Genomic DNA, 22938 nt, shown 5'->3' with positions numbered 1-22938 from the left:
TAGGGTCTGTCTGATGAATGGACCCGTTGCCCGGTATCCTGTGCAGGAGGGTGTGCACACCACAGGAGCTGGGCATGGTCGGGCGGGGAGAACTGACGGACGCAGCGTGGGCGGTGCTTGCGCCGCTCCTGCCAGGCAATGGGACGCGGGGCAAGCAGTGGCGGGACCACCGGCGGGTGATCAACGGCATCCTCTGGAAGCTGCGCACCGGCGCCCCGTGGCGCGACCTGCCGGAGCGGTACGGCCCGTGGCAGACCTGCTACGACCGCTTCGTGCGCTGGCGGCGGGACGGCACCTGGGACCGGCTCTTGCAGCACGCCCAGACCAAGAGCGACGCCGTGGGCGAAATCGTCTGGGAGGTGAGCATCGACAGCACGAGTATCCGTGCCCACCAGCATGCCGCCGGGGCGAGGAAGCGCCTGGCCAAGGCGGACGAAAAAAAGGGACCCCGGCGCCGGTACCGCAGGAGGGACTCGGCCGCAGCCGCGGCGGGCTGACGACGAAGATCCACCTGGCGTGCGATGGCAAGGGCCGGCCGCTCGCCATCGTCGTGACGCCGGGGCAGTGGGGCGACAACCCGCAGCTGGGGCCGGTGCTGGATGGCATCTGCGTGCCGAAGCCAGGCGGGACGGGCCAGCCACGCCGACGGCCGGAGCGGCTGCTGGCGGATAAGGCGTACAGCCACCCCAGCACCCGGCGGCTGCTCCGGCGGCGGGGGATTCCCGCCTGCATCCCCGAGCGGACGGACCAGCGGGCGCGGCGAGCGCACCGGCCAGGGCGCAAGCCGGCGTTCGACCGCGAGACGTACCGGCGACGCAACGTCGTGGAGTGCTGCCACAACCGGCTGAAGCAGTTCCGCGCCCTGGCCACCCGCTACGACAAGCGAGGCTGGAACTACCGCGCCATGGTGGTGATTGCCGCATTACTGCTGTGGCTCCCCAAGTGATTCACCAGACACGCCCTAGTAGCCGGTTCATGCTGTCTCCTTCGGGTGATGCGGCGTGCCGAACCGACGTCGCGCAGCTGGGCCGGCGATTTCGGGGTGGCGTAAAGGTGCGGAGGTTGGAAGCGGCCAGTTGCCTGGTGCGGCGCCGCGCTGGAGCGCGGCCGTGGCTCAGGCTCAAGGCCGCAGCAGTTTCACTTCGCGCCGGTGGCGGGCCCGCTGGGCGGCGTCCCAGTCGCCGGTGCAGTAGACGCTGAGCTCGGTGATGCAGCCGTCCTGGATGTCGGCGCGAAACAGCTCGCGGCAGTACCAGTCCTGGCCGCGGTCGCGCCACTGCTCTTCGACTTCGAGGACGAACCCTGCCGGCGTGGGATCGACCCGGTGCCGCGGCACGCGGCCGGAGGATGGGTGACCAGACCGGCGCAGCCGGACGACGGCGTCTCTGCCCTGCGCCTGCAGGCGCCACGAGGGCGAGGTAAAGTCGCAGAACACGTCGGGTGCAAACAGATCCTCCGGCGGGTCGCCGGTTTCGAGGAACTGGATTAACTTCGTGCTGAGTTCCTGTGCGGTTACCGCGTCCATCTCCCACCTCTCACGATCTGCCCGCCGCAGTTGCTGCCGTACCCGGCGGCTACGACGGCGCTCCGGCGGCCTGCTGCGCCGCGGCCACGTTCTGCGCCACGACCGCCATCGTCCTCTGGTACTCGCCCAGCGGGCTGAACTCGATCAGCTCGGTATCCTCATCGAAGATCGGCAGGTGACCGGGCGCCAGGTAGTAGGCGTCGCCCGCGCGGAGTGTCTCCTCGCGGTCGGCGTAACGGACGCGCAGCCGACCCTTCACCACGTAGCCCCAATGCGGGCACTGGCAGCGGTCGTCGGGTAGCCCTTTGAAGACCGGCTCCGTGTCCGTGCCCGCGGGAAACCGCTCCAGGCCGACGTTCATCGTGCCACACTCGGTCTGACGGATCACGATTCCATCCAGTTCCATCACCACCGGCACGTCCTGAATCGAGCCGCGCATCGCCTTCCTCCTGTTTCACCGACGAGCGATCGCTCGCCGGCGTTGCGGCCCCCGCCGATCGCGGGGCGCCGATCGGTCCCTACGCTGATCAGTCGAAGATCTGCTCGGACGGCGGTCCCGCCGGCGCCGCGTTCAGGTCGACGCCGCAGAGCCTCTGCACGCGCTGCTTGAATCAGGAGATGCTGGCCATCGTTCGGTCCTCCTTCTTGCCGAGCGGCTAAGCCGCGTCGAGCGCCGCAAGCAGCGCCTCAACCGCCCGGCGCACATCCTCGGGCACGGCTTTCGGCTGATCGCGGCGGTGGCAGGCAAGGCAGATGCAGGTGCCGTCGCGAAAAATCGTCACGGCATCGTCGAGGCTGGCCGGCAGATGGCAATCGGTGCAGAAGTACATGGCGTGTTCCTCCGTCGTCGGTGTGGGATGCCTCCCTTCAACTCAACGGCCGGCTCGCCCAAGTTCGATGCTCAACCGGCGCTGATGGCAGTGTGCCAAGACAACGCCGGCCTGCCCCTGTGGCCAGCACGGGGATCTGGCGGAAGGCGGTACGGGGATTTCCAGGAGGCGGTACGGGGCGCGGAAGGCGTGAGTCGCGGGCGCGAGGCGGAGGCGCCGGCGGCGGTCAACCGCCGGTCAGGCCGTGGCCTGTGGCCCAGGTCGCGATCTGGGTGCGGGAGCTGCTGCCCAGTTTGCCGAGGATGTTGCCGACGTGGTACTCCACCGTGCGCTCGCTGAGCACGAGCGCCTCGGCGATCTCGCGGTTGGTCAGGCCGCGGGCGACGAGCACGCTCACCTCGCGCTCACGCGCCGTCAGGCCGCCGGCCGCCGCCTTCGCGGCGCGCAGCGGCGTTGCCGCGCGCTGCGCCGGAAGCTGGGCCAGCGCCGCCTGCCGGAAGCATTCCCGTAAGGAGCGGCCGTCGATCTGCTCGGCGTCTTCATCGAGAATGCCCGCGGCCAGCGCCTCGATGATGGATCGCGCTGCCCGCGCCTCCTGCTCGGCCTCGGCGCGGCGGGCGCGGACGTGATAGAAGCGGGCCAGCGCCGCGTGCAGGCGCCACTGCAACGGCCGTACGCCGTGCCGCTGCATCGCCACAAGCGCCGAGCGCAGCGTCGCCTCCGCCTCCGCGTCGCGGCCGAGCGCCGCCAGCGCTTCGCCGTGCAGGAGGCACACACCCGGCGTAATCCTGCCGGGCTCACGTTGCTGTATCATCGCCATCAGACGGGTGGTGATCGCCAATGTGGCTGCGGCGTCACCCGCGGCGAGCAACAGAGAGGCCCGCGCCTGCCAGCACATGGCGCCGATCAACGTTTCGGTCGCAGTCTCCGGCCCCTGCACGGCGTCCAGCACGGCGTTCGCCCGGTCGAAGTCGCTCTGCAAGCAGCACGCCCGCACCAGCGCCGGAGCAACCCACGCGATCCAGTAGCCGGAGCGAATCTCCTGTGCGAGCGCAAACGCCTGTTCGAGGTGGCGGCGCGCCGCCGGCAGCATCAGCAGATCGGTGTACGTGGCGCCGAGCGCCATGTGTGCGCCGGCCAGCCATTGTTGATGGCCGATCTCCTCGGCGATCGTGAGCGCTTCGCTGGCCATCTGCAGGGCAGCGGCATACTCACCGTGCGCGACCGTGGCGTAACCCAGTTCCGCCAGCACGAACGCCTCACCCGCCCGCCAGCCGATCGCGCGGGTGATCTGCACCGCCTCATCCGCTTCCTCCGCCGCGCGGTTCGGCCGCTCCCGCTCGCGGTGCGCCGGCACCATCGGTATCAGCAGGTGGAACGTGGAGAGCGGCGCGAGCATGGCCAGGCTCGTCGCCAGGCCGCGGCGATCGTCCAGCTCGCGGTACAGCGCCGCCGCCCGCTCGTAGCAACTGGCAGCGCCCGAGATGTCGCCGCTGTGCAGCGTCGCCAGGCCGAGCAGATCGAGCGTTTCCGCCACACCGTGCCGGTCGCCGATCTGTTCGAAGGTCGCCAGCGCCTGCTCATGGAAGGGGCGGGCCTCAAGCGGCCGGCCGGCCATCATCTGCCAGTTGCCGACGCGGTTGAGACTGCCGGCGATCCGCGCCGGCTCTTCGATCTGCCGTGCGAGCGCCAGGCCCTGGTCGAAATACGAGCCGGCGCGGTCGTAGTCCCGTGCCGCCCAGAGAAAGCCGAGGTCCTGCAGCGCCTGCCATGCGGCACCGCGATCGACCGCTGCCGTTGCCGCCGCCAGCGCCGCCTCGTGATCGCTGCGGGCGCGGTCGAATTCGCCCAGCAGCTCGTAGCTCTGTCCGCGGGCGCGCAGCAGGTCGAACGGTACGGGCGCACCCAACGCCCGGGCAGCGTCCAGCGCCCGCGAAAAATGCTCCGCGGCCGCGCCCGCCGCGTACATCGCCCGGGCACGCTCGCCCGCACGCCGCGCGTAATCGAGCGTCTGCGGCCAGAGGCCGGCGGCGTGACAGTGATGGGCCAGGTCGGCCAGGTACCTGTCCGGCGCCGCCGAGGCCGACAGCCGCTCCAACGCCCCGGCGATCTCTCGGTGCAGGGCACGCCGTTCGCGCGTCAGCAGCTCTGCCTCGACCGCCTGGCGTGTGAGCGCGTGCCGGAAGGCGAAGCGGTCGCCTGCTTCTTCGGCGACGAGCTGCGCGGCGATCAGCTCTTTGATCAGCGCCAGCAAGCCGGCTTCGTCCTGCTCGACCAGCGCCTGCAGCAGGGAAAAGTCGAAGCGCTGCCCCGCCACGGCGGCGATCAGCAGCAGCCGCCGCGCCGCCGGACTCAGTTGCCGCGTGCGCCGGTGCACGGCATCCTGCACCGTACGGGGGATGCGCAGCTCAGCGAGCGGCCGCCGATCCCAGGCGCCATCGACCTGGAAGATGTCGCCCGCCGCGACCAGCGCCTTCAGCACCTCTTCGATGAAGAACGGATTCCCTTCCGTCAGCTCGTGGAGCGCGTTGAGAAAATCCTGGCGCACCGGCCGTGCCTGCGCAAAGATCGCGCGCAGCATTCCGTCGACGTCGCGCGACGCCAGCCGGTCCAGCGGCAGTTCGACGGTGAGCCGCTCACGCGCCAGTTCGGCCAGCAGGTGGCTCAACCCCTCGTGTGCTTCGTCGCTGCGGCAGCTGATCAGCAGCAGCGCGGGGGCGGTCGCGAAGCGCCGCGCCAGCGTGCGCAGCACCTCCAGGCTCGCGTCGTCGCTCCAGTGCAGATCCTCGAACACCAGCAGCAGCGGTCGAGCGGCGGCGCGGCTGCTCAAAAAGGCGACGATCGCCTGGACGAGCCGGCGCTTCTCCTGCTCCGGTTCGACCGGTGCGACGGGTATCGCCGCGGGAAGGCGCCAGGCCAGCTCCGGCAGCAGCGCCTGCAGCTCGGGCGGAAGCGCATCGAGCAGCCCGCCCTGTTGATCGTCGGCGTTGTGCCGCGGCAGCGTGCGCAGCAGATCGACGATCGGGGCGTACGGCAGGCCGCGATCGGGCTCGAAGCAGTTGCCCTGGAAGACGAGGAAGCCCTCGGCCGCGGCGGCTGCCTTCATCTCGGCGATCAGCCGCGACTTGCCGATGCCCGCTTCTCCGCTGAGCACGACGGCGCCGCCGTTGCCCTGGCGCGCGAGCCGCAGCCGCTCGCGCAGGGCGCTCAGCTCGCGCTGCCGGCCGACAAGCGGCGTCCGGTCGATGCCCGCAAGCACGGCGCCGATTTCCTCCCGCACGCTGCTCCGTGCGCAGGATTATACCGGCTGGCCGCCAGGGTGCGCCGAAGCCGGCCATGCTTCCTGTACCCTGTGTGCACAGCGGCGTTCGGCTGCTTAACCGAGGAGCAGAGCGGGATGATCGCCTCCGTGTTTCGCGTGCCCGCCGGCAGCCCGGCGGCCGATCCGGTCGCCGTTGAGCAGGTGGCCAGAGCCCCAGGCCTCGTGCATCTCTACCAGCTCACCCCGGCCGACCCGAACGAGGACCGGCTGGCGGTGCTGTTCTGGGAGCGCGAAGAGCACCTGGACGCCTACATAGAATCCGACCTGGGGCAGCAAATTCTCGCGGCGAACCCGAGCGCCACCCGCACCACCTATGTGGTACAGCAGGTCCGCTGAAGGCAGGAGCAGGGCCATGGGCATCAGTGCCGAGACCTACGAGCGCGTGGCGCTGGAGGATCCGCACGGCAACTGGGAGCTGGTCTGCGGCCGGCTGCGGCAGAAGCCGTACATGACAAACGCACACGATCACAGCGCACGGCTGCTCGTGAACAGCCTGAGCCGGCAACTGGATCCGGCCGAGTTCGTGCCTGACCAGAACACGGCCAAGCTGCGCTCCCCGTCCGGCTCCTACTTCATCCCCGATGCCTGCGTCCTGCCGGCGGCGCCGGTGCGACGCGCCCTCGCCGAGCGCCCGCGCGAGCTGGGCGTCTTCGACGATCCGCTGCCGCTCGTGGTCGAGGTCTGGTCACCTTCGACCGGCGGCTACGACCTGGGCGAGAAGCTGCGCGGCTACCAGGAGCGCGGCGACCGCGAAATCTGGCTTATTCACCCGGACGAGCGCACACTCACCGCGTGGCGGAAGCGAGCGGACGGCAGCTACGGCGAGATGGTATTTGCCGGCGACGCGATTATTGAGCCCGCAGCCCTCGCCGGCGTGCGCATCGCACTGGCGGCGCTGTTCGCGTGAAGCGGCTGTCCGCGCTTAGCTGCGCGGCAGGCCGAGGCCGCGGGTGGCGATGATGTTGCGCTGGATCTCGCTCGTGCCGCCGGCGATCGTCAGCGAGGCCGCATTCAAATAGCTGCCCTCAATCCGCTCGCGTAGCCGCCGCGCTGAGGGCGAAGCGGACAGCCCGAACGTCGCGACCATGTGCATGGCGGTGTTGGTCATGCGCTGCGTCCACTCGGTGCCGAAGACCTTCGACATCGACGCCTCGTAGTTCGGGATCTTGTTCTGGCTCAGCAGCCAGGCGACGCGGTAGGAGAGCAGGCGTCCCGTCTGCAGCTCCAGATAGCGCTCGGCCAGCTCCACACGCAGCCGGGCAAAGCGCGGATCGTGCCGGAACGTCTTCGCGTACTCCAGCGCGTCGTAGTAAAGCAACGAGGCGGTGGCGATGCGCTCGATGCCGCTGCGCTCGAAGTCGAGGTTGCTGGCGGTGACGTACCAGCCGCGGTTCTCCTCGCCCACCAGGTTCTTACGCGGAACGCGCACGTTATCGAAGAACACCTCGTTGAAGTGGTGCTGGCCGCCCATGTTCACCAGCGGCCGCACGGAGACGCCCGGCGACTTCATATCGAGCAGCAGAATGCTGATGCCCTTGTGCTTGGGAGCGTCCGGATCGGTGCGGCAGACGAGCCAGAGCCAGTCCGCCTTGTGCGCGTTGCTGGTCCAGATCTTCTGGCCGTTGACGACGTACTCGTCGCCGTCGTGCACGGCGCGTGTCTGCACCGCGGCCAGGTCGGAGCCGGCGCCCGGCTCGGACATGCCGATCGCCCAGCTTTCCTCGGCGTTGACGATCTTCGGCAGGTGCTCGCGCCGCTGTTCCTCGGTGCCGTGCACGATCAGCGACGGCCCCATCTGGCGCTCGGCCACGAAGTGATAGCCCCACGGCGCCTGCCGCGTCACCATCTCCTCGGTGTAGATCAGCCGCTCGATCGCGCTCAGCTCCTTGCCGCCGTACGCTTTCGGCCAGGCCATGCCGATCCAGCCGCGCGCGGCCAGCTTCTTGCTGAATGCCTGCGAGAAGCCGTCTTGCAGGTCCGGCTGCTGCTCACGGTCCGCTAACTCGACGTCGAGAAAGCCGCGCACGTCGCTGCGGAACTGCTCCTGCGCGGGTGTGAAACGGAAGTCCACGGCAAGTTCCTCCCGGAATGACGCGGGCGCGGCGTCGCCGCCAGACCCGGGCTTCGATCCTACACCGCGGCAGCCAGGGGGCACAGCGCCCGCCGCCGGCGGCAAGGCATTGCGGCGCGGCCTAATGATTTCCTAACGACCGCGTCATCGCCGCGTAATTCGGGGCCGCGATGGTAGAGAGGGGAGCCGGCGTGGCGACTCGCTCCGCACCCCGCCCGAGCCGTGCCAACAAGCGCACCCGGAGGATACCAATCATGTTGTGGCCACATCGCTCGCGCGAACAGAAGCAGCAGCCCTGCACCCACGCCGGCGCCCTGCCGCGCTGGGATAGCGTTGAAGACAGCGGGCGCGACGATCGCGTCGTGCGCCTCTACTGCCCGCGCTGCGACCGCTTTCTTCCCCCGGACCGCGGTTGAGCCGCAACCCCGGCGCAGCCGCGTTCAGGCGGTGCGGCTCAGCGGCTCGGGCAGCGCCGTCGGCGCGGCGAGCGGCAGCGAAACGCCGAACGTGCTGCCCTCGCCTGGCCGGCTCTGCAGCGTGATCGTCCCGCCGTGCGCCTCCACCAGGTAGCGCACGATCGAAAGACCCAGCCCGGCCCCCGGCCGGTTGCCGCCGCCAGTGCTCGTCACCCGGTAGAACGGCTCGAAGATGCGCTCGTGTTCGACGGCGGCGATGCCGATGCCCGTGTCCCGCACCCAGATCTGCGCGGCGCCGGCCGCGACGCCGAGGCCCAGCTCCACGCTGCCGCCCGTGGGCGTGTAGGCGAGGGCGTTCTCCACCAGGTTCGTCAAGACCTGCTTGAGGCGCACCCGATCGCCGGAGACGACGACCGCCGCGGGCGCCGAAAGCGAAAGTTGCCGCTCGTCGGCGCGAGGCGCGAGCTGGCGGTATACCTCGCGCAGCAGGCCGGCAAGTTCGACGGGCTGCTGCTCCACCACCTGTCCACGCTCCACCTGCGCCAGGGTTAGCAGGTCCGCCACCAGCCGCTGCATCTGCGCCGCCTCGGCACGCGCCTCGTCCAGGCATTCCTGTCGCTCTGCCGCGTCGTCCACACGGTCCAGCAGGTCGAGGTTGCCGCGCACGATCAGCAGCGGCGTGCGCAGCTCGTGCGAGCAGGCGGCCACGAACTGGCGATGCCGCAGCAGCGTCTCCTCCGCCTTGCCCAACACGGCATCGAAGGCTGAGGCCAGCATGCCGACTTCGTCGCCGCGCCGCGTCAGCGCCAGCCGGCGGCTGAAGTCGCCGGAGTCGCGGATCTCCGCGGCCGTGCCGGCGATCAGCGCCAGCGGGCGCAGACCGCGCCGCGCGACCAGCCACACGGCGGCGGCGGAAGCTGCCAGCGCCAGGGCGCCGAGCCCGAGCAGGATCAAGCGCATGCGCGCCATCGTGTCGTGCAGCGGCTGCAGCGACTCACCCACCTGCAAGACGCCGATCTCGCGTTTGCCGAGGCTCACCGGCGTGGTGCGCAGGCGCAGCAGGCGGCCGGAGCCGGCATCGATATCGGCGGTTACCGTGCGGCCGGCCAGCGCCCGGCTCACGTTCGCCGGATTGGCCGGCAGCCAGCCGTTCTTGAGGTTGTCGGAGGTGCCGATCAACTGGCCCTGCGCGTCAAACACGCGCACGTAGAGGCCGGGGGCGTCCAGCGCCTCCAGCGGCGAGAGGTCGAGCCGCGCCGCGGTCAGGTCCGCCGGCGTGAGGCTGGCGCCCGCCGCCGGCCAGAGCGTCGACCGCACCTGCTGCGTGCGCCAGGCAAGCTTCTGGTCGGTGTCGCGGCTGAGCGCCTGGAAGAGCGTGACATAGAGCAGCAGCCCGAACACCAGCAGTACGCCGGCGACAACCAGCGTGTAGACCACGGTGAGGCGTGTCCTCAGCGACATGCCGCGGCCACCTTCTGTATAGCGCCGTTGCGCGGGAGCGCAGGCTACGGCTCCTCGCGCAGCGCATAGCCGATGCCGCGGACGGTCTGGATCAGCCGCAGCTCGGCGCCGGCTTCGAGCTTCTCGCGCAGGTACTTGATGCAGACGTCGATCACGTTCGACTCGAAGTCGCACTCGTAGCCCCAGACGCGATCGCTGATCAGCTCTCGCGTCAGCGCCTGGCGCGGATGGCGCAGAAACAGCTCCAACAGGTCGAACTCGCGCGGCGTCAGCGCCAGCTTGCGCTCGCCGCGCCAGGCTTCGCGCGTGCCGGGATCGAGCGTGAGGCCGGCGAAGCGCAGGGCGGCGGGCTGCTCCGCGCGGGCGCGACGGCCGAAGGCGCGCACCCGCGCCAACAACTCGTCCAGGTCGAACGGCTTGACCACGTAGTCGTCGGCGCCCGAGTCGAGACCCTGCACGCGGTCGGGCACGGTGTCGCGCGCGGTCAGCATCAGCACCGGCACCTCGCTGACGCTGCGCAGCCGCTTGCAGACTTCGATGCCGTCGATACCGGGCAGGCGCAGATCGAGGATCACCAGGTCCGGATCGGCCTCGCGCAGGTTGCGCAGCGCCGCTTCGCCGTCGGCCGCCTCGCTGACGCGGTGGCCTTCGAGGCGCAGCGCGCGCCGCATCACGTTACGTACGCGCTCGTCGTCGTCCACCACCAGCACGTGCATGCCACCGCCTCCCCGCCGCCGCGGCAGCGTGGCTCACGACCGTGCTTGCGCCCATCCGCTCCCAGCGCTGCGGGCCGACACCGGCGGAACGCGGCTGCCTACTGCACCACCAGCGTACCCTTCATCTCGGTGGGATGCACGTCGCACTGGAAGTGATAGGTCCCCGGCTTGGCGATCGTGAAATCGAGCGTTTCGGACTTGCCGGGATCGAGCAGCGCGCCCTTGATCTCCTTGCCGCCGGCGTCCGTGGCGTCGAGCAGGTGCCAGTTGTGCACGGCCTGGCCCTCGTTCTTCAACGTCAGCGCGACCGGCTGATTCGCCTTCACGGTGAACTGCGTCTCCGAGTACTTGTTGTCCGTTGCGGTCTCGGTCAGCGCCTGCGCGCCGGCCACGGGCGACGCCTGCGCCGGTACCGCCGAGTGCGCCGCGGCCGGCGTGCTCGGCGCCGCAACCGTGGTGGCGTTGACGGGCGCATTGGCCCCGCCGCCCGGGCTGACGGTGCTGACCGCATTGTTCTTATTGTTGTTGCTGCTGCAGGCCGCAATCAGCAGCAAAAGCGCCATGAAGCTGCAGAAGGCAACCCCGCGCATGGCATGAACTGGCCGGGACATCGCATCCACTCCTCCCGCCAGACCCGGCGGGGGAGCCCGGCACTGACCGTAGCGGCAACATCTATTGTAGCGAACCGTATCGCGTCCCGAACTACTCCCACAGATGGCGGCCGGTGGACTCCGCGGAACGTGGGGAAGGGGCTTGCCAGAGCGGCGTGGCTGTCGTAGAAGTGAGCGGAGTTGGCTGAAGACCACAGCAGACAGCAGAAGGAGCGACAGCCATGGGGGCACAGGCCGAGAAGCTGGCCGGGCAGTTCGAGCAGGCGAACAATGCGCTGATCGCGGCGATTGAGGGCATTCCGGACGCGAAGTGGCAGGCGCTGACGAAGGAAGAGGGCTGGACCGTGGCCGCCACGGCGCACCACATCGCCGGCGGCCACCAGGCGATCGCCAATCTTGTGCAGGCGCATGCCGGCGGCCAGGGTCAGACGGTGTCGTTCGCGGCGCTCAACGCGGGGAATGCGCAGCACGCGAAGGAGTTTGCCGGAGCCAGCAAAGCCGAGGTGCTGGAGCTGCTGCGCAGCGGCGCCGCAAGCGCGGCCGGGATCGTGCGCGGCCTCAGCGACGAGCAGTTGGCGCGCACCGGCCAATTTGCGGACGCGCTGCCGCCGATGCCGGTGCAGAACATGATCGAGATGATCCTGATCGGCCACGTGCAGGGTCACGGCGCCAGCATCCAGAACGCCGGCTAAGGCGCGGCGCGGGTCCTCACTCCCCTTCCCCTCTCTCCCAATCCTGGGAGAGAGGGGCGATCCGGCGGCGGGCATTCCAGGCGGCGTCGCCTTAGCCCGGCCAACGCGCGCCCATCCTCCCCAGGATCGCCCCCTTCTCTCCCAGGATTGGGAGAGAAGGGGGATGGGGGGTTATGAGGGCCCGCTCGTAAACACCACGCCGCTGCCGCGCAGCAGGGGCGAGCCGTCGATCGCGACCGTCACGTCGGCGTCCAGCACCTGGCGCGGGCCGGCGCGGCCCGTGACCTGGTAGACGGCTTCGGCCAGGTGGCCCATGCCGTGCAGCCGCCCTTCGGAAAGGCTGCCGCCGAAGGTGTTCACCGGCAGCTCGCCCGTGAGCGCGATGCGCCCATCCTGCACGAAGCTTGCTGCCTCGCCCTCGGCGCAGAAGCCGGCGGCTTCCAACCAGTAATAGGTCGAGGGGCTGAAGCCGTCGTACAGCTCGGCCACGCGCACGTCGCGCGGACCGAGGCCGGCGCGCTGCCACATCTTGTCCGCCGTGGCCGTGCCGCAGGCCAGGTAGTCGTCCAGCATGTAGACGGGCAGGGTGGGGCGGCGCGCCGTGTGCTGGCCGTAGCCGGCGATGTAGGCCGGCGGATGCGGCAGATCCCGCGCCCGCTCGGCCGTGGTCAGCACCAGCGCCGCGCAACCCTCGACCGGAATATCGCAGTCGAAGAGACAGAGCGGATCGGCGACCAGCCGCGCGCTCAGATAGTCCTCGCGCGACATCGGCGTCTTGTAGAAGAACGCCCTCTCGTTCAGGTTGGCGTTGCGGCGGCTGTTGGTCACCAGCGCCGCCATCTGCTCGCGGGTGGCGCCGAAGCGGTGCAGGTAGCGGCGGTAGGCGGCGGCGTGCACCTGGATCACGCTGCTGAAGCCGTAGGGCGCGGTGAACTGGCTGTCGCCGGGAGCGGTGTGCGCCCTCCAGGCGCCGTAGCTGCCGCGCGGCTGGTGCAGCGCCCGCCAGATCAGCACGGTCGAGCAGGCGCCGGCGATCAGCGCGTTGCAGGCCTCGACGACCGTGCTGGGAATCATGCCGGTCGAGATCTGCGCGTACCACTGGATGTCGGCCGCCAGCGGCAGGTGGTTGATCACGTAGACGGCTGAGACCTGGTCCACGCCGTCGCGGCTGCCGGCGCCGAGAAAGGGCTGGTCGGGATAGGTGCAGACGCCGTCGATGTCCGACGGCTGCAGGCCCGCGTCGGCGATCGCCGCGCGGCAGGCGCCCAGAGCGAGGGCGCCGAGCGGGCGCGTGGCGTTGCGTGTCAGTTCAGAGAAGCCGACGCCGACGACGGCGGTTTTGCCACGGCCCTGCCACATGACGGGACTCCTTTACAGCGGTCCCCCGCGGCCGTCGGCCCTCTATCCCCCGTCCCCTTTCCCCCAATCTCTGACATCGCGCGGAGCGCGATCTGGGATGAGGGAAAGGGGCGATCCTGCGGTGCTGGAGCGAGAGGGCGTCGGGTTAACCGTGTATCGATCGGAACGCCCGCCGCTGGATCGCCCCTCGCCCAGGATTGGGAGAGGGGAAGGGGGTGAGGGCCGACAGCCGCGCCCAACAATCACCCCGGCGCCCGGCGCCATTGCGGCAGGAGCTGGCCGTCGGGCAGCGGCTCGAACGTGACTTCAACCGCGGCGCCGATCTGCACCCAGCCGGCGGCGTCGCCCGGCAGGTAGGAGAGCATCAGCAAGAGCGGCTGCTCCGCCAACTCGACCACCAGGTTGACGTAAGGCACGGCCTGCTCGAAGCCGGCCACGTTCTTCTGATACATCGTGGTGTACGTGTAGACCGTGCCGCGGCCGGAAACCGGCTGGAAGGCGAGATCGGTGCTCGTGCAGCGCTGGCAGACCGGCGCCGGCGGCTGCTGCCAGAAGCCGCAGGCCGCGCAGCGCTGCGCCACGAGCCGCCGCTCCGCCGCCGCCTCCCAGAAGGGGCGCGTCAGCTCGTCGGGCACGGGCGTGGGGCGGTTCGGCTCTGCCATAGGTGACAGGTTACAGGCGACAGGGAACGGGGAACAGAGGGCGCAGGGCGCAGGGCGCAGGGCGTGACTCCATTCAGACTTTTCCACTGCCGTTCCCTCTCCATCTGAGAACGCGCTCCGCGCGATGGCAAGCCATGGAGAGGGGGCCAGGGGGTGAGGCCATGCGGCCGCTCAGGCGGTCGTGTCCACCAGGTCGAGCGCGGCGTCGCCGTAGGCGCCGAGGTCGGATGAGCCGCCGCGCAGGCCGGTGACACGCGGCCGGCGAAAGGTCAGCAGCTCCGGGTAGAAGAGCACCGCGAAGGGACAGTCATCCAGCACGATGCGCTCGGCGGCCGACCAGAGCGCCACCTGTTTAGCCGGATCGGGTTCGGCGCCGGCCAGCGCGCAGGCCGCATCGAAAGCTGGATTGCTGTACCGGCTGCTCGGGTTCGCCCGGCCGTTGCTGGCGAACAGCCGCTGCAGAAAGTCCTCCGGATGCGGGAAGTCGGCGATCCAGACACCGAAATAGCTCTGGTACTGGCCCTGGAAGATACGCGGCAGGATATCGTCCACGGGCTGGACGTTCACTGAGATATTGAGTACCTGTCGCCAGCTCTGCACGACGAAGTCGAGTACCCCTTTGCCCGACACCTGGTTGAGGCGCAGCAGCGTCACGCCGTCGGGAAAGCCTCGTCCGTCCGGATAGCCCGCCTCGGCCAGCGCCGCCCGCGCGGCCGCCGGGTCGAAGCTCGCGATCGCCTGGTTGGCCGGATCGTAGCCCGGCATGCCTGGCGGCAGGATCGTCGCGCCGGCCGGGAGGTAGCCCTGAAAGACCTGCGCCACGAGTGCATCGCGGTCGATCGCCCGCGCGAGGGCGCGGCGCACGCGCCCGTCGTCGAAGGGCGGCGTCTTGGGATTGAACGCCACGTATTGGATTGCGAGCAATGGCTCGCGGCGCAGGTGGTCGCGATATGCCGGGTCGGCGGCGAGCGGCACCGCCTGGATGGGGAAGCAGTTAGCCAGGTCGAGCTCCCCGCGCTTGTACATCTCGATGCGCTGCGTGGGATCGCTGACGATGCGGATGGTGAGACGTTGCAGGCGCGGCTTCGGCTCAAGCGTGTAGAGAGGATTGGGCACAAGCGTCAGGTGGTCGTTGGGTACGTGCTCCTGCAGCAGGAACGGCCCATTGCCGATGAGCGTGTCCGCGTTCAGCTTCGCCGCGCCGAGTCCCTCCACGCTGCTGCGCTGCACGGGATAGAGCGCGGGCATGGCGATGCGCGTGAGAAACGAGCTGGTGAAGCCCCGAGCCGATGAATCGCGGATCAAGACGAGCGTCGACGCGTCTAACGCACGCACACCGACAACCTCGCGTAAGCGCGCCAGCTCCGCGTCGGAGACGGTTTTCGGTTGTGCGGGCGTGCCGAGCGCCGTGCTGTAGGCCTCGGCCCCGGCGATGTCGAAGTAATCTGCCGCCGTGACGCCGGCGTGGCCCGGCTCGAACAGGCGCTTGATCGAATACTCCAGGTCCTGCGCCGTCAGTGGGCTGCCGTCGCGGAAGGTTTGATTAGCCTTCAGCCTGACCGTGAAGGTCAGGCCGTCCGCGGAGATGCCGCCGTTCTCCCTGGTTGGCAACTCGGCGGCGAGCGCCGGCACGACCGCGCCCGCCGCGTCGAAATCGAACAGCCCGCGCCAGAGCAGCCGCTGCACGATCACGTCGACGGCGAGAATGCCGCCCTGTCGCGGATCGAGGTGTTCAGGCTCATGGTCGAGCGCGATCGTCAGTGTGTGCGGCCCCGATCCGGCAGCTGGTGAGCCGCCGGCAGCCGCCCTTCCCGGCGCCGCCGGTTGCAGCACCTCGCTCGCCTGCGCGAGCACGGTTGAGGGCAGCGAGAGCCCGAGCGCGCTGGCCGTGGCGCTGTTCACCACCAGCTCGAAGGCCGAGGCTTGCTCGATCGGCAGCGTCTCCGGGCGGGCGCCGCGCAGCAGCCGGTCGACGTACTCCGCCGCCCGTTGCGCCAGCGCCGGCAGGCTCGGCCCGTAGGAGAGCAGGCCGCCGCTCTCCGGCCCGGCGCGCGTGGCGAACACTGCAGGCAGCCGGCGCGCCGTGGCGGCGGTGGCGACCTGGGACACGTCGATGCTGCCCTGCTGCGCGTCTTCCAGCAGCAGCAGCGCGTCGAGCGGATCGCTGCTCACCTGCGCCACGTCGAGGTCTGACAGCACGGACGTCAGGCCATCCCAGCGGACCTGGATGAAGGTCAGCCGCAGGCCGAGCGTTGCCGCCGTGTCTTGCAGTGCGGCGTTGCTCTGGCCGCGCACCGGGTCGTTCGGATCCCAGAGCACCGCGACATGCCGGGCGGTCGGCAAAGCCTCGTGCAATAGCTCGATCCGCTTGGCGTCCAGCTGCGGCGTCAGCGTGGCGAGGCCGGTCGTGTTGCCGCCGGGCCGCGCCAGCGATTGGGCGAAGCCCAACCCCACGGGGTCCGCGCTGGCCACCGTCACGATCGGGATGCTGTTGGTTGCGGCACGCGCATTGCTTGCGTAGGCATCCGACGGCGCCACGATCACGCGCGCCCGCTGGCGGCCGGTGACGTCGCTCAGGAAACGGGCGAGCGCGGGATCGGGGTAGTTCCACGGAACCTGGTCCGCACGCGCGAGCGCCTGCGGTGAGGTGCCGCTGAAGAGCAGGCGCATGCTCTTGCCATCAGCCCAGCCCAGCGCGGCCAGGCGCTGCACAAACGGCGCGGCCAGCGGCTCGTCGGCGCTGCCCAGGTAGGCGATGCGCGGCAGGTGCGGCGGCTCGCCGGCGAAGACGGTGCGCTGCAACTCATGCACCAGCAACGGCGCACCAGCCCCGACCGCGCCCACCACCGCCAGCCCGCCCAAGACCCGCCGTCGCCCGAACCGCCTCGCCATCGCCGCGCTCCGATCCGCCGCGCCGTGCCCGCGGCCAGTCTGCCGCGCCCGCCCACCCTTCGCCCCCCGTCAGGCGGAGAGGATCGGCCCCGCCGGGCGGCCGGTTGCCCGCTCGTCCGCGCGCTCACCGAGCAGCCCCAGCTCGACGGCGCGCACCGCGGCCTGCGTGCGGTCGGCGACGCCGAGCTTGGCGATGATGTTCTCGACGTGGAACTTGATCGTCGCCACGCTCACCACCAGCTCCGCCGCGATCGCGCCGTTGGTCTGGCCCCGCGCCAGCAAGCGCAGCACGTCCAGCTCGCGCGGCGTCAGCTTCTCCACGATCGCGGCCACCGGCGCACGGGATTCGCCGCGGCGCCCGGCATCCGCGCTCAGCCGCTCCACCAGCTCGTGCAACTGCCGGTTGCGCCGCGCCAATTCCTGGTACAACTCGAGGATCTGCGCCCGCGCCGCCTCAAGCTCGTGTGTACGTTCTTCAACCCGCTCGGTCAGCGTGCGGTTCCAGCCGGCCAGCTCTTCGGCCTGGCGCTGGATCGTGTCGTGGTAGCGCTTGATGCGCAGCAGCGAGCGCACCCGCGCCAGGAGCTCGTCCTGGTCGAGCGGCTTGGCGATGAAGTCGTCGGCGCCGGCCTCGATCGCCTTCGCCTTCGCCGGCGCGCCGCTGGCCGTGATCACCACGATCGGCAGCAGGCGCGTCGCCTCGCTGCCGCGCAACTGCCGGCAGACCTCGTAGCCGTCGATGCCGGGCATCACCGCGTCGAGCAGGACGAGATCGACCGGCTCGCCGGCCACATGCGCCAGCGCCGCGCCGCCCGACTCCACGGCGATCGTCTCATAGCCGCAGGGCTCGAGGATCGCTTCCAAAAGCCGGTTGTTGGCCGGCACGTCGTCCACGAGCAGGATCACGGGCTGGGCGTTCATGCTCGCATCCTTTTTCTGCCACGCCGGTTACGTGCTCCCGCGGCCCGATCAGACGGGTGCCGCGGCGCCCGCTTGCATGGCGGACTCGGTACCGGACTGCACGATTGGGCCGCTCAGCGGCAGCGTGACCGTAAATGTGCTGCCGGCGCCGGGCGCGCTCTGCAGTCTAATCTCGCCGCCGTGCAGCTCGACGAAGCGCCGCGCCAGCGCCAGGCCGAGGCCCGTGCCCTCGTGCACCGGCGAGCCTTCCACGCGGCGGAACTCCTCGAAGATGCGCTGCTGGTCCTCCGATGCGATGCCGATGCCCGTGTCCTGCACGGCGATCTGAACCGCGCCGTCGCCGATCTCGGCGCGCAGGCGCACGCTGCCGCCCGCGGGCGTGAACTTGACCGCGTTGGCGAGCAGGTTGAGCAGCACCTGCTTCAGCCGCCGCTCGTCGGCCGTGATTGTGCCGACCTCCGGCGCGATGCAGCAGGAGAGCGCAAGGCCGGCGCGCTCCGCCCGTACCTGCACCATCGCCAGCGCCGCCTCGATCGCCTCGGGCAGCGAGCACGGCGCCAGCTCCAGCTCCATGCGCCCGGCCTCGATCCGGGCCAGGTCGAGCACGTCGTTGATCAGCGCCAGCAGGTGCTGGCCGGCCGCCTGGATCTCCTCCACGTAGCGGTCCTGCCGTTCGTTCAACTCGCCGTGGCGGCGGCGGCGCAAGACCTCGGAGAAGCCGAGTACGGCGTTGAGCGGCGTGCGCAGCTCGTGCGACATCGCGGCGAGAAAGGCCGACTTGTGCCGGCTCGCGGCCTCCAGCTCGGCGCGCTGCTGCTCAAGCTGGGCCAGCGCCTCGCGCAGCTCGTGGGTGCGCGCCGCCACCTGGTCCTCCAGCTCAGCGTAGGAGCGACGCAGCCGCTCACCCATGCGGTCGAACTCCTTGCCCAGCGCCTGCAGCTCGTCGCCCGTCTGCAGCGCCACGCGTTCGTCGAGGTTGCCGGCGCCCAGCCGCGCCACGCTCGCCTGCAGGGCGCGGATCGGCGTGACCATGCGCCGCGCCAGCAGCACGCTGGCCGCCACCGCCAGCGCCAGGCCGGCGAGCAGCAGCGCGGCCGTGCGCAGCAGCAGCGCGTTCAGGCTGGCGAACGCCTCGCCCTGCGGCTGCTCGACGAAGACGAACCAGCCCGGCGGATCGACGGCCGCATCGGCGCTCAGCACCTGCTTGCCGTCGAGGTTTCTGGCCACGCTCCAGCGCGGTCCGCCGCCCTGCCGTGCCACCCGCACCTGGGCCAGGCGCGCGAGATCGGTGTCGCGCAGCACGAGGCTCAGATCGGGATGTGCGATCAGCCGGCCGCCGCCGTCCACCACGTAGGCCAGCCCGTGCCGGCCAACCGTGATGCCGGAGACCACGTCCCAGACGAACTTCAGGTTCACGTTCGCCAGGGTCACGCCGCCGCCGGCATCGGCCAGCGCGACCGTCATGTACGGCTCGGAGCCGTCGCGGAAGAAGACGGAACCGAAGTACGGCTGCTCCGGCCGCGCCGCGCGCACCGCCGGGTCCTGCGCCAGGTCTGCGCCGCTGCCGATCACGTCCAGCGCCACGCGCGAGACGAATACCTGCTCGCGGCCGTCGGCGTCGACGTGGCGCACGTCGGTGATCGCGGGGAGCTGGCGCAGCACCTGCAGGTACTGCGCCCGGCGCTCTTCGGCCGCGCCCGCGGCTACCTGCACCGCGGTCTGGTCGGCGGCGAGCAGGGGCGGCGCCACGCTGCTCACAAACTGCGCGATGCGCACCGCGGCCACCTGCGCCTGCCCTTGCTCGATCCGTCCCAGGTCGTCGCGCGCGTTCCGGTAGGCGAAGTAGGCCTGCAGGCCGCCGCTGAGCAGAAGCACGAGCGCCACCAGCGCCACCAGCACGCGCAGATAGCGCCAGAAGAGCCGGCTGCCCCACGGCAGCGCCCGCGGGAGATCCGTGCCCGGCTCGATCATGCCCGTATCCACGCGCACGCCATGCTTCGCTTCCGCAGAGTATACGCTCACGATGCAACGGCCCGCCGACGGCGCTCAAGCGAGCCCGCTGCGCACGGCGAAGGCGGCGGCTGCCGCGCGGTTGGCCACGCCCAGCTTGGCGTAGATGCGCATGACGTGCGTCTCGACGGTGCGGATGCTCAGGACGAGTCGTTCGGCGATCGCCCGGTTGCTCCGGCCGCCGGCGATCAGGTGCAGCACCGCGAGCTCACGGCCGCTAAGGGGCGTTGCCTTCGGCGCGTGCGATGCTGACCGCCCAGCCGGCGGCGCGGTCCACGGTGGCTCATGTAGGCGGCCAGACCAACGCTGCCGTCGCGTTGAGCGGCAGCGCATCCGGCGCGCCCCGAGGACGTGGGAGTTGCTCGGCCCAGCAGTGGAACGGGTGCTCATCTGCTGCCCTCCTTCACTGGCTACCGCGAGGGCTACCGCGGGCTACCGCGAGCGCAGGTCGATGACGCGCAGCGCGCCGCCGTCGGCCTCGAGTTGAAGCTGCTTAATCAACGATCGGGCCTCGGCCATTTCGTCCGGCGTGCCGTCCGCGACGGCGATCGCGTGCGGGTCCGTCAGCGTGGCCTGGACGGAGTCGGCCTCGGCCTGCGAGCCGGCCAGGTAGACCGTGTACGTCGTCGGTGAGGCCGCGACGGGGTTGGAGGCGGCAGCGACGGCGCTGGCAGCGCCGGCAGACAGGGGCGTCGCCAGCACGGCGTTATGCCCGCTCGCGGGAAGGGCGATCGAGCTGCTGCGCTGAGCAACCGTCGGGTTGTGCCGGCCCACCTCCCAGCCGACGGCGCCGGCCGCGAGTCCGGCCGCCAGGATCAGGGATGCCGTCAGTGCGCGGGTTGTGCGGCGGTGCTGTCGGGCGTACGACGCGGCGGTTCCCATGCTCTGCTCGTTCATTGCGGCGCCTCCAGAATCGGTGCGGGGCGATCTCGCTCCGCCTGGAATCAGTCTGCCGCGGGGCCACGGCGCCGCCGCCCGCCGCGAGCGGAGGATCCTCCCCGCCGGCTGACCGGTTTCCGGCGATCTTCCGCGGCCGTTTCAGGCGTGGATGCGCGCCGTCCCAAGCGTGAGCACGGCCGCGAGACAACGCGGAGGCGGGTACGGAGATCTGAGTCAGCGCGCGGGCGGTGTCACGAAGACCACCGAGCCGCCGGCGTCCGGCGTGTTGAGCACGGCCGGCGTGGGGGTAGCAGCGGGCGTGGCAGGCGTGGAGTTGGGTGTGGACGCGGGCGCTATCGAGGGTGTTCTGCCGCGAGTCGGCGTAGCGGCGGGCGGCGAGGTGGGCGCTGGTGTGGCCGTTGCGGCGGGCGACGTCGCCGGAATGAGAGTGGTCGTCGCGGCCGTGGGCGATGCCGTAGCAGCGGCCGGTGTGGCCGCACAGTCACCCAGCAGCAGCGCAGCGGCAAGCGCGCTGCCGGGCTGCATCGCGATCGGCAGCGGCGTGGGCTGGAAGTCGGGCACGGAGACGCCGAGCGGCGGCGGCGCGACCGAGCAGCCCGCCGTGTCGCCGCCGCCTGGGTAGCGCACATCAAGGGCCGAGGCGCGCAGGGCAACCGCCGTGCCGGGCTGGCCGCAGCGTTCCGGCAGCGTCAGCACCACGCTTGTGCCGGCGAGCGCCGTGCTGCGGGCGCAGGCCGCGCCGCCCACGTAGGCAGTGACGGTCGGCCGCTCGAGCGGGGCGCCGGGCGTGTCCATCTGCAACAGGCCGAGCGTGAGCGTGGTGTCCGTGCTCGGCGCGGCCGTGGCCGCGGCGCCCGGCGCAGGGCAGTCGGGCAGGGCGGCGAGGATCAGCGTGACGAAACGCGGGCCGGCGGCAAGCATCACCGCCTGGTAGGCAGGCGCCGGCTGGCCGGCCGGGTCGAACTGCAGCTCGAACGGGCAGGCCGGCGTTGGATCGCTCGCCGCCGCGGCGCGGCTGTCCAGCCCGCCCGCCTCGAAGCTGAGCAGGTCTCCGGTCTGGGCACAGGATTCCGGCAACGCCAGTTCCACGAGAATGGAACCGGTACCGGTCGCGTCCGCACACTCCTGACCGTTGGCGAAGACACGCACCGTGGGCGAAACCAGCGCGTCGGGGCGGTCGGCCGCGCGCACGGTGAAGGTCAGCAGCATGGCGCCGCGGGCGGCTTGCGCCGCGGGTGGGGGCGAAACCAGCAGCGGCCCCGGCGGCGCTGCGGCGACGCTCTGCACAACGGGAATGGAGATCGGTGGCGAGTTGATCGCCGGCGCGGCGTTCACGACCACGGGCGGCGGCACACCGACCGGCGGCGTGGGAATGCCGCTCGGCGGCGGATTGAGCACCGGCGGCGTGGCGACGCCGGCTGAAACGCTCGACGGCGGCTGCGCCGCACCGGCCGGAATACCTGGCGGAGGCGTAGCCTGTCCGGGCGCCAGCGCCGCCGGCAGGCCGGGCACCGTGGGCGGAGTTGGAAACGACGGCGCGGGCGGCGGGCCGGCGCCGCCGGCGATCGCACCGGGAAAGCCAGCGACCAGCGCGACCGCGGATGCGGCTGCAGTGTCCGGTTCCGGCGTAGCGGTTGCGGCCGGCACCGGCGGGGTGGGGCTGAAGATACCGCCGACGGCGGTTGTCTGCAACGCGGTCCGGCTCGCACTGCCGCCCGAGCGGGCGCGGACGGCGGCGGCCACGATGGCAATCACGGCGACCAGCGTCAGCAACGCGGCGACGATCGGCAGATACGGGGCCCGGCCGGCGCCCCGGCGCGCGGGAGGGGCGGCAAACGTTCGCCCGAACCAGCGCCGGGGATCGAAGGGCATGGCCACTCCTTGCTTGCAATATGCACTGAGGGGCAGAGAACGTTCCCGCCGCTCGCCCACCGGATCGTAGGCCGCGACAGCGAGGCGGGCAAGACGCGCCAGATGACAGGAGCAGGGGACGCGGCGCCGCGACGCGCCTCGGACCGCGGCGCAGTGTCCGCTGTTATCCCGTTACAAGACCTTGACGAACAGGCCGGCTCCGTCTAGCATCGGAGGACCGGGCAGCGCCCGGGAGCGCCGAAGTAGCTCAGTTGGTAGAGCAGCTCATTCGTAATGAGCGGGTCGGGGGTTCGAGTCCCTTCTTCGGCTCCGCATTGCAGGCGTGGAACCCGGCGATTTGGCCGGGCTTTCGCTTGTCAGCCTCACTCCGTACCCCCACGCATACCCCCACGGGTGCAGCAACGGTTGCTGCACCACTGCTTTGTGACCGCACCGTGGGTGGGGGTATGCCGTACCACCGGAATCGGCAGTGCTAGACGCCACCCAGCGCCCGCTGCAACCCGTCGGCGGCGTCCTGCATCAGTGCCGGCGCGACGTGGCTGTAGGTGTTCGCGGTCAAGGCGATCTGCGCGTGGCCGAGCTGTTCCATCACCACCCGCATCGGCGTGCCCTGCGCCAGCAGCAGCGAGGCGCAGCCGTGCCGCAGATCGTGCCAGCGGATGCGGTCGAGTCCGGCCG

At 70.8% G+C, this 22938-nt stretch carries 22 protein-coding genes and 1 tRNA gene; 6 read left to right on the top strand and 17 right to left on the bottom strand.

What is annotated here, in order from left to right; genetic code table 11:
* Positions 1–74 precede the first annotated feature (74 nt).
* Positions 75–946, top strand: a protein-coding gene (locus VKV26_22660; protein ID HLZ72716.1) for an IS5 family transposase whose coding sequence is annotated in 2 segments (ribosomal slippage) — positions 75–459 and positions 459–946 — 873 coding nt in all. Because the reading frame shifts where the segments join, the coding sequence is not laid out codon by codon here.
* 174 nt (positions 947–1120) lie between these two features.
* Here VKV26_22660 and VKV26_22655 read toward each other — a convergent pair.
* The 4 genes from VKV26_22655 to VKV26_22640 all read right to left on the bottom strand — a co-directional run bounded on the left by VKV26_22655 (position 1121) and on the right by VKV26_22640 (position 5635).
* Positions 1121–1525, bottom strand: coding sequence for a hypothetical protein (locus VKV26_22655; protein HLZ72715.1), 405 nt, complete (start codon positions 1523–1525; stop codon positions 1121–1123).
* Between the two features lie 49 nt (positions 1526–1574).
* Positions 1575–1964: a cupin domain-containing protein gene (locus VKV26_22650; protein HLZ72714.1), complete on the bottom strand. Its 390-nt coding sequence runs from the start codon at positions 1962–1964 to the stop codon at positions 1575–1577.
* Positions 1965–2181: 217 nt separating this feature from the next.
* Positions 2182–2355 carry a cytochrome c3 family protein gene (locus tag VKV26_22645; GenBank protein HLZ72713.1) on the bottom strand — a complete coding sequence of 58 codons (174 nt, stop codon included), beginning with the start codon at positions 2353–2355 and terminating at the stop codon, positions 2182–2184.
* Between the two features lie 226 nt (positions 2356–2581).
* Positions 2582–5635, bottom strand: coding sequence for an AAA family ATPase (locus VKV26_22640; protein HLZ72712.1), 3054 nt, complete (start codon positions 5633–5635; stop codon positions 2582–2584).
* A 117-nt stretch (positions 5636–5752) separates the two neighbouring features.
* Here VKV26_22640 and VKV26_22635 point away from each other — a divergent pair, with 117 nt between their 5' ends.
* Entirely contained in the window at positions 5753–6013 is a 261-nt protein-coding gene (locus VKV26_22635; protein HLZ72711.1) for a hypothetical protein, read from the top strand.
* A gap of 16 nt (positions 6014–6029) precedes the next feature.
* On the top strand, positions 6030–6584 hold the full coding sequence (locus VKV26_22630) for a Uma2 family endonuclease (protein ID HLZ72710.1): 555 nt from the start codon (positions 6030–6032) through the stop codon (positions 6582–6584).
* A gap of 15 nt (positions 6585–6599) precedes the next feature.
* Here the strand turns inward: VKV26_22630 and VKV26_22625 are convergent, their stop codons facing one another.
* Positions 6600–7748 (bottom strand): acyl-CoA dehydrogenase family protein, encoded by a 1149-nt coding sequence (locus tag VKV26_22625; protein ID HLZ72709.1) that lies wholly within the window; start codon positions 7746–7748, stop codon positions 6600–6602.
* Positions 7749–8002: 254 nt separating this feature from the next.
* Here VKV26_22625 and VKV26_22620 point away from each other — a divergent pair, with 254 nt between their 5' ends.
* Positions 8003–8164 carry a hypothetical protein gene (locus VKV26_22620; protein ID HLZ72708.1) on the top strand — a complete coding sequence of 54 codons (162 nt, stop codon included), beginning with the start codon at positions 8003–8005 and terminating at the stop codon, positions 8162–8164.
* 24 nt (positions 8165–8188) lie between these two features.
* On the opposite strand, the gene VKV26_22615 is transcribed toward VKV26_22620, so the two are convergent.
* The 3 genes from VKV26_22615 to VKV26_22605 all read right to left on the bottom strand — a co-directional run bounded on the left by VKV26_22615 (position 8189) and on the right by VKV26_22605 (position 10952).
* A complete protein-coding gene (locus VKV26_22615) occupies positions 8189–9625 on the bottom strand; it encodes a HAMP domain-containing sensor histidine kinase (GenBank protein ID HLZ72707.1) in 1437 nt (478 codons plus the stop codon).
* 44 nt (positions 9626–9669) lie between these two features.
* On the bottom strand, positions 9670–10341 hold the full coding sequence (locus tag VKV26_22610; protein ID HLZ72706.1) for a response regulator transcription factor: 672 nt from the start codon (positions 10339–10341) through the stop codon (positions 9670–9672).
* Between the two features lie 98 nt (positions 10342–10439).
* Positions 10440–10952, bottom strand: a complete 513-nt coding sequence (locus VKV26_22605; GenBank protein HLZ72705.1) for a cupredoxin domain-containing protein — start codon at positions 10950–10952, stop codon at positions 10440–10442.
* A 221-nt stretch (positions 10953–11173) separates the two neighbouring features.
* On the opposite strand from VKV26_22605, the gene VKV26_22600 reads away from it, so the two are divergent.
* Positions 11174–11644: a DinB family protein gene (locus VKV26_22600; protein ID HLZ72704.1), complete on the top strand. Its 471-nt coding sequence runs from the start codon at positions 11174–11176 to the stop codon at positions 11642–11644.
* Between the two features lie 171 nt (positions 11645–11815).
* Here VKV26_22600 and VKV26_22595 read toward each other — a convergent pair whose 3' ends face one another.
* The 8 genes from VKV26_22595 to VKV26_22560 all read right to left on the bottom strand — a co-directional run bounded on the left by VKV26_22595 (position 11816) and on the right by VKV26_22560 (position 22260).
* On the bottom strand, positions 11816–13003 hold the full coding sequence (locus VKV26_22595) for a hypothetical protein (GenBank protein HLZ72703.1): 1188 nt from the start codon (positions 13001–13003) through the stop codon (positions 11816–11818).
* 242 nt (positions 13004–13245) lie between these two features.
* The gene (locus tag VKV26_22590) at positions 13246–13665 is read right to left on the bottom strand and encodes an OB-fold domain-containing protein (GenBank protein HLZ72702.1); all 420 of its coding nucleotides are present in this window, start codon (positions 13663–13665) and stop codon (positions 13246–13248) included.
* A gap of 171 nt (positions 13666–13836) precedes the next feature.
* Positions 13837–16557, bottom strand: coding sequence for an ABC transporter substrate binding protein (locus VKV26_22585; protein ID HLZ72701.1), 2721 nt, complete (start codon positions 16555–16557; stop codon positions 13837–13839).
* Between the two features lie 69 nt (positions 16558–16626).
* Positions 16627–17478 (bottom strand): response regulator, encoded by an 852-nt coding sequence (locus VKV26_22580; protein HLZ72700.1) that lies wholly within the window; start codon positions 17476–17478, stop codon positions 16627–16629.
* Between the two features lie 48 nt (positions 17479–17526).
* Positions 17527–19467, bottom strand: coding sequence for an ATP-binding protein (locus VKV26_22575; GenBank protein HLZ72699.1), 1941 nt, complete (start codon positions 19465–19467; stop codon positions 17527–17529).
* Between the two features lie 57 nt (positions 19468–19524).
* Entirely contained in the window at positions 19525–19821 is a 297-nt protein-coding gene (locus tag VKV26_22570; GenBank protein HLZ72698.1) for a LuxR C-terminal-related transcriptional regulator, read from the bottom strand.
* A 99-nt stretch (positions 19822–19920) separates the two neighbouring features.
* A complete protein-coding gene (locus tag VKV26_22565) occupies positions 19921–20385 on the bottom strand; it encodes a hypothetical protein (GenBank protein HLZ72697.1) in 465 nt (154 codons plus the stop codon).
* Between the two features lie 216 nt (positions 20386–20601).
* Positions 20602–22260 (bottom strand): hypothetical protein, encoded by a 1659-nt coding sequence (locus VKV26_22560; GenBank protein HLZ72696.1) that lies wholly within the window; start codon positions 22258–22260, stop codon positions 20602–20604.
* Between the two features lie 236 nt (positions 22261–22496).
* Between VKV26_22560 and VKV26_22555 the strand changes: the two genes are divergently transcribed.
* Positions 22497–22569, top strand: a tRNA-Thr gene (locus VKV26_22555).
* A gap of 163 nt (positions 22570–22732) precedes the next feature.
* Here VKV26_22555 and VKV26_22550 read toward each other — a convergent pair.
* Positions 22733–22938, bottom strand: a 206-nt coding sequence (locus VKV26_22550) for a tyrosine-type recombinase/integrase (protein ID HLZ72695.1), incomplete at its 5' end; no start/stop codon positions are given.

Source organism: Dehalococcoidia bacterium (assembly GCA_035310145.1).
Taxonomy (GTDB): domain Bacteria; phylum Chloroflexota; class Dehalococcoidia; order CAUJGQ01; family CAUJGQ01; genus CALFMN01.
This window is presented reverse-complemented; position numbering and strand designations above follow the sequence as displayed.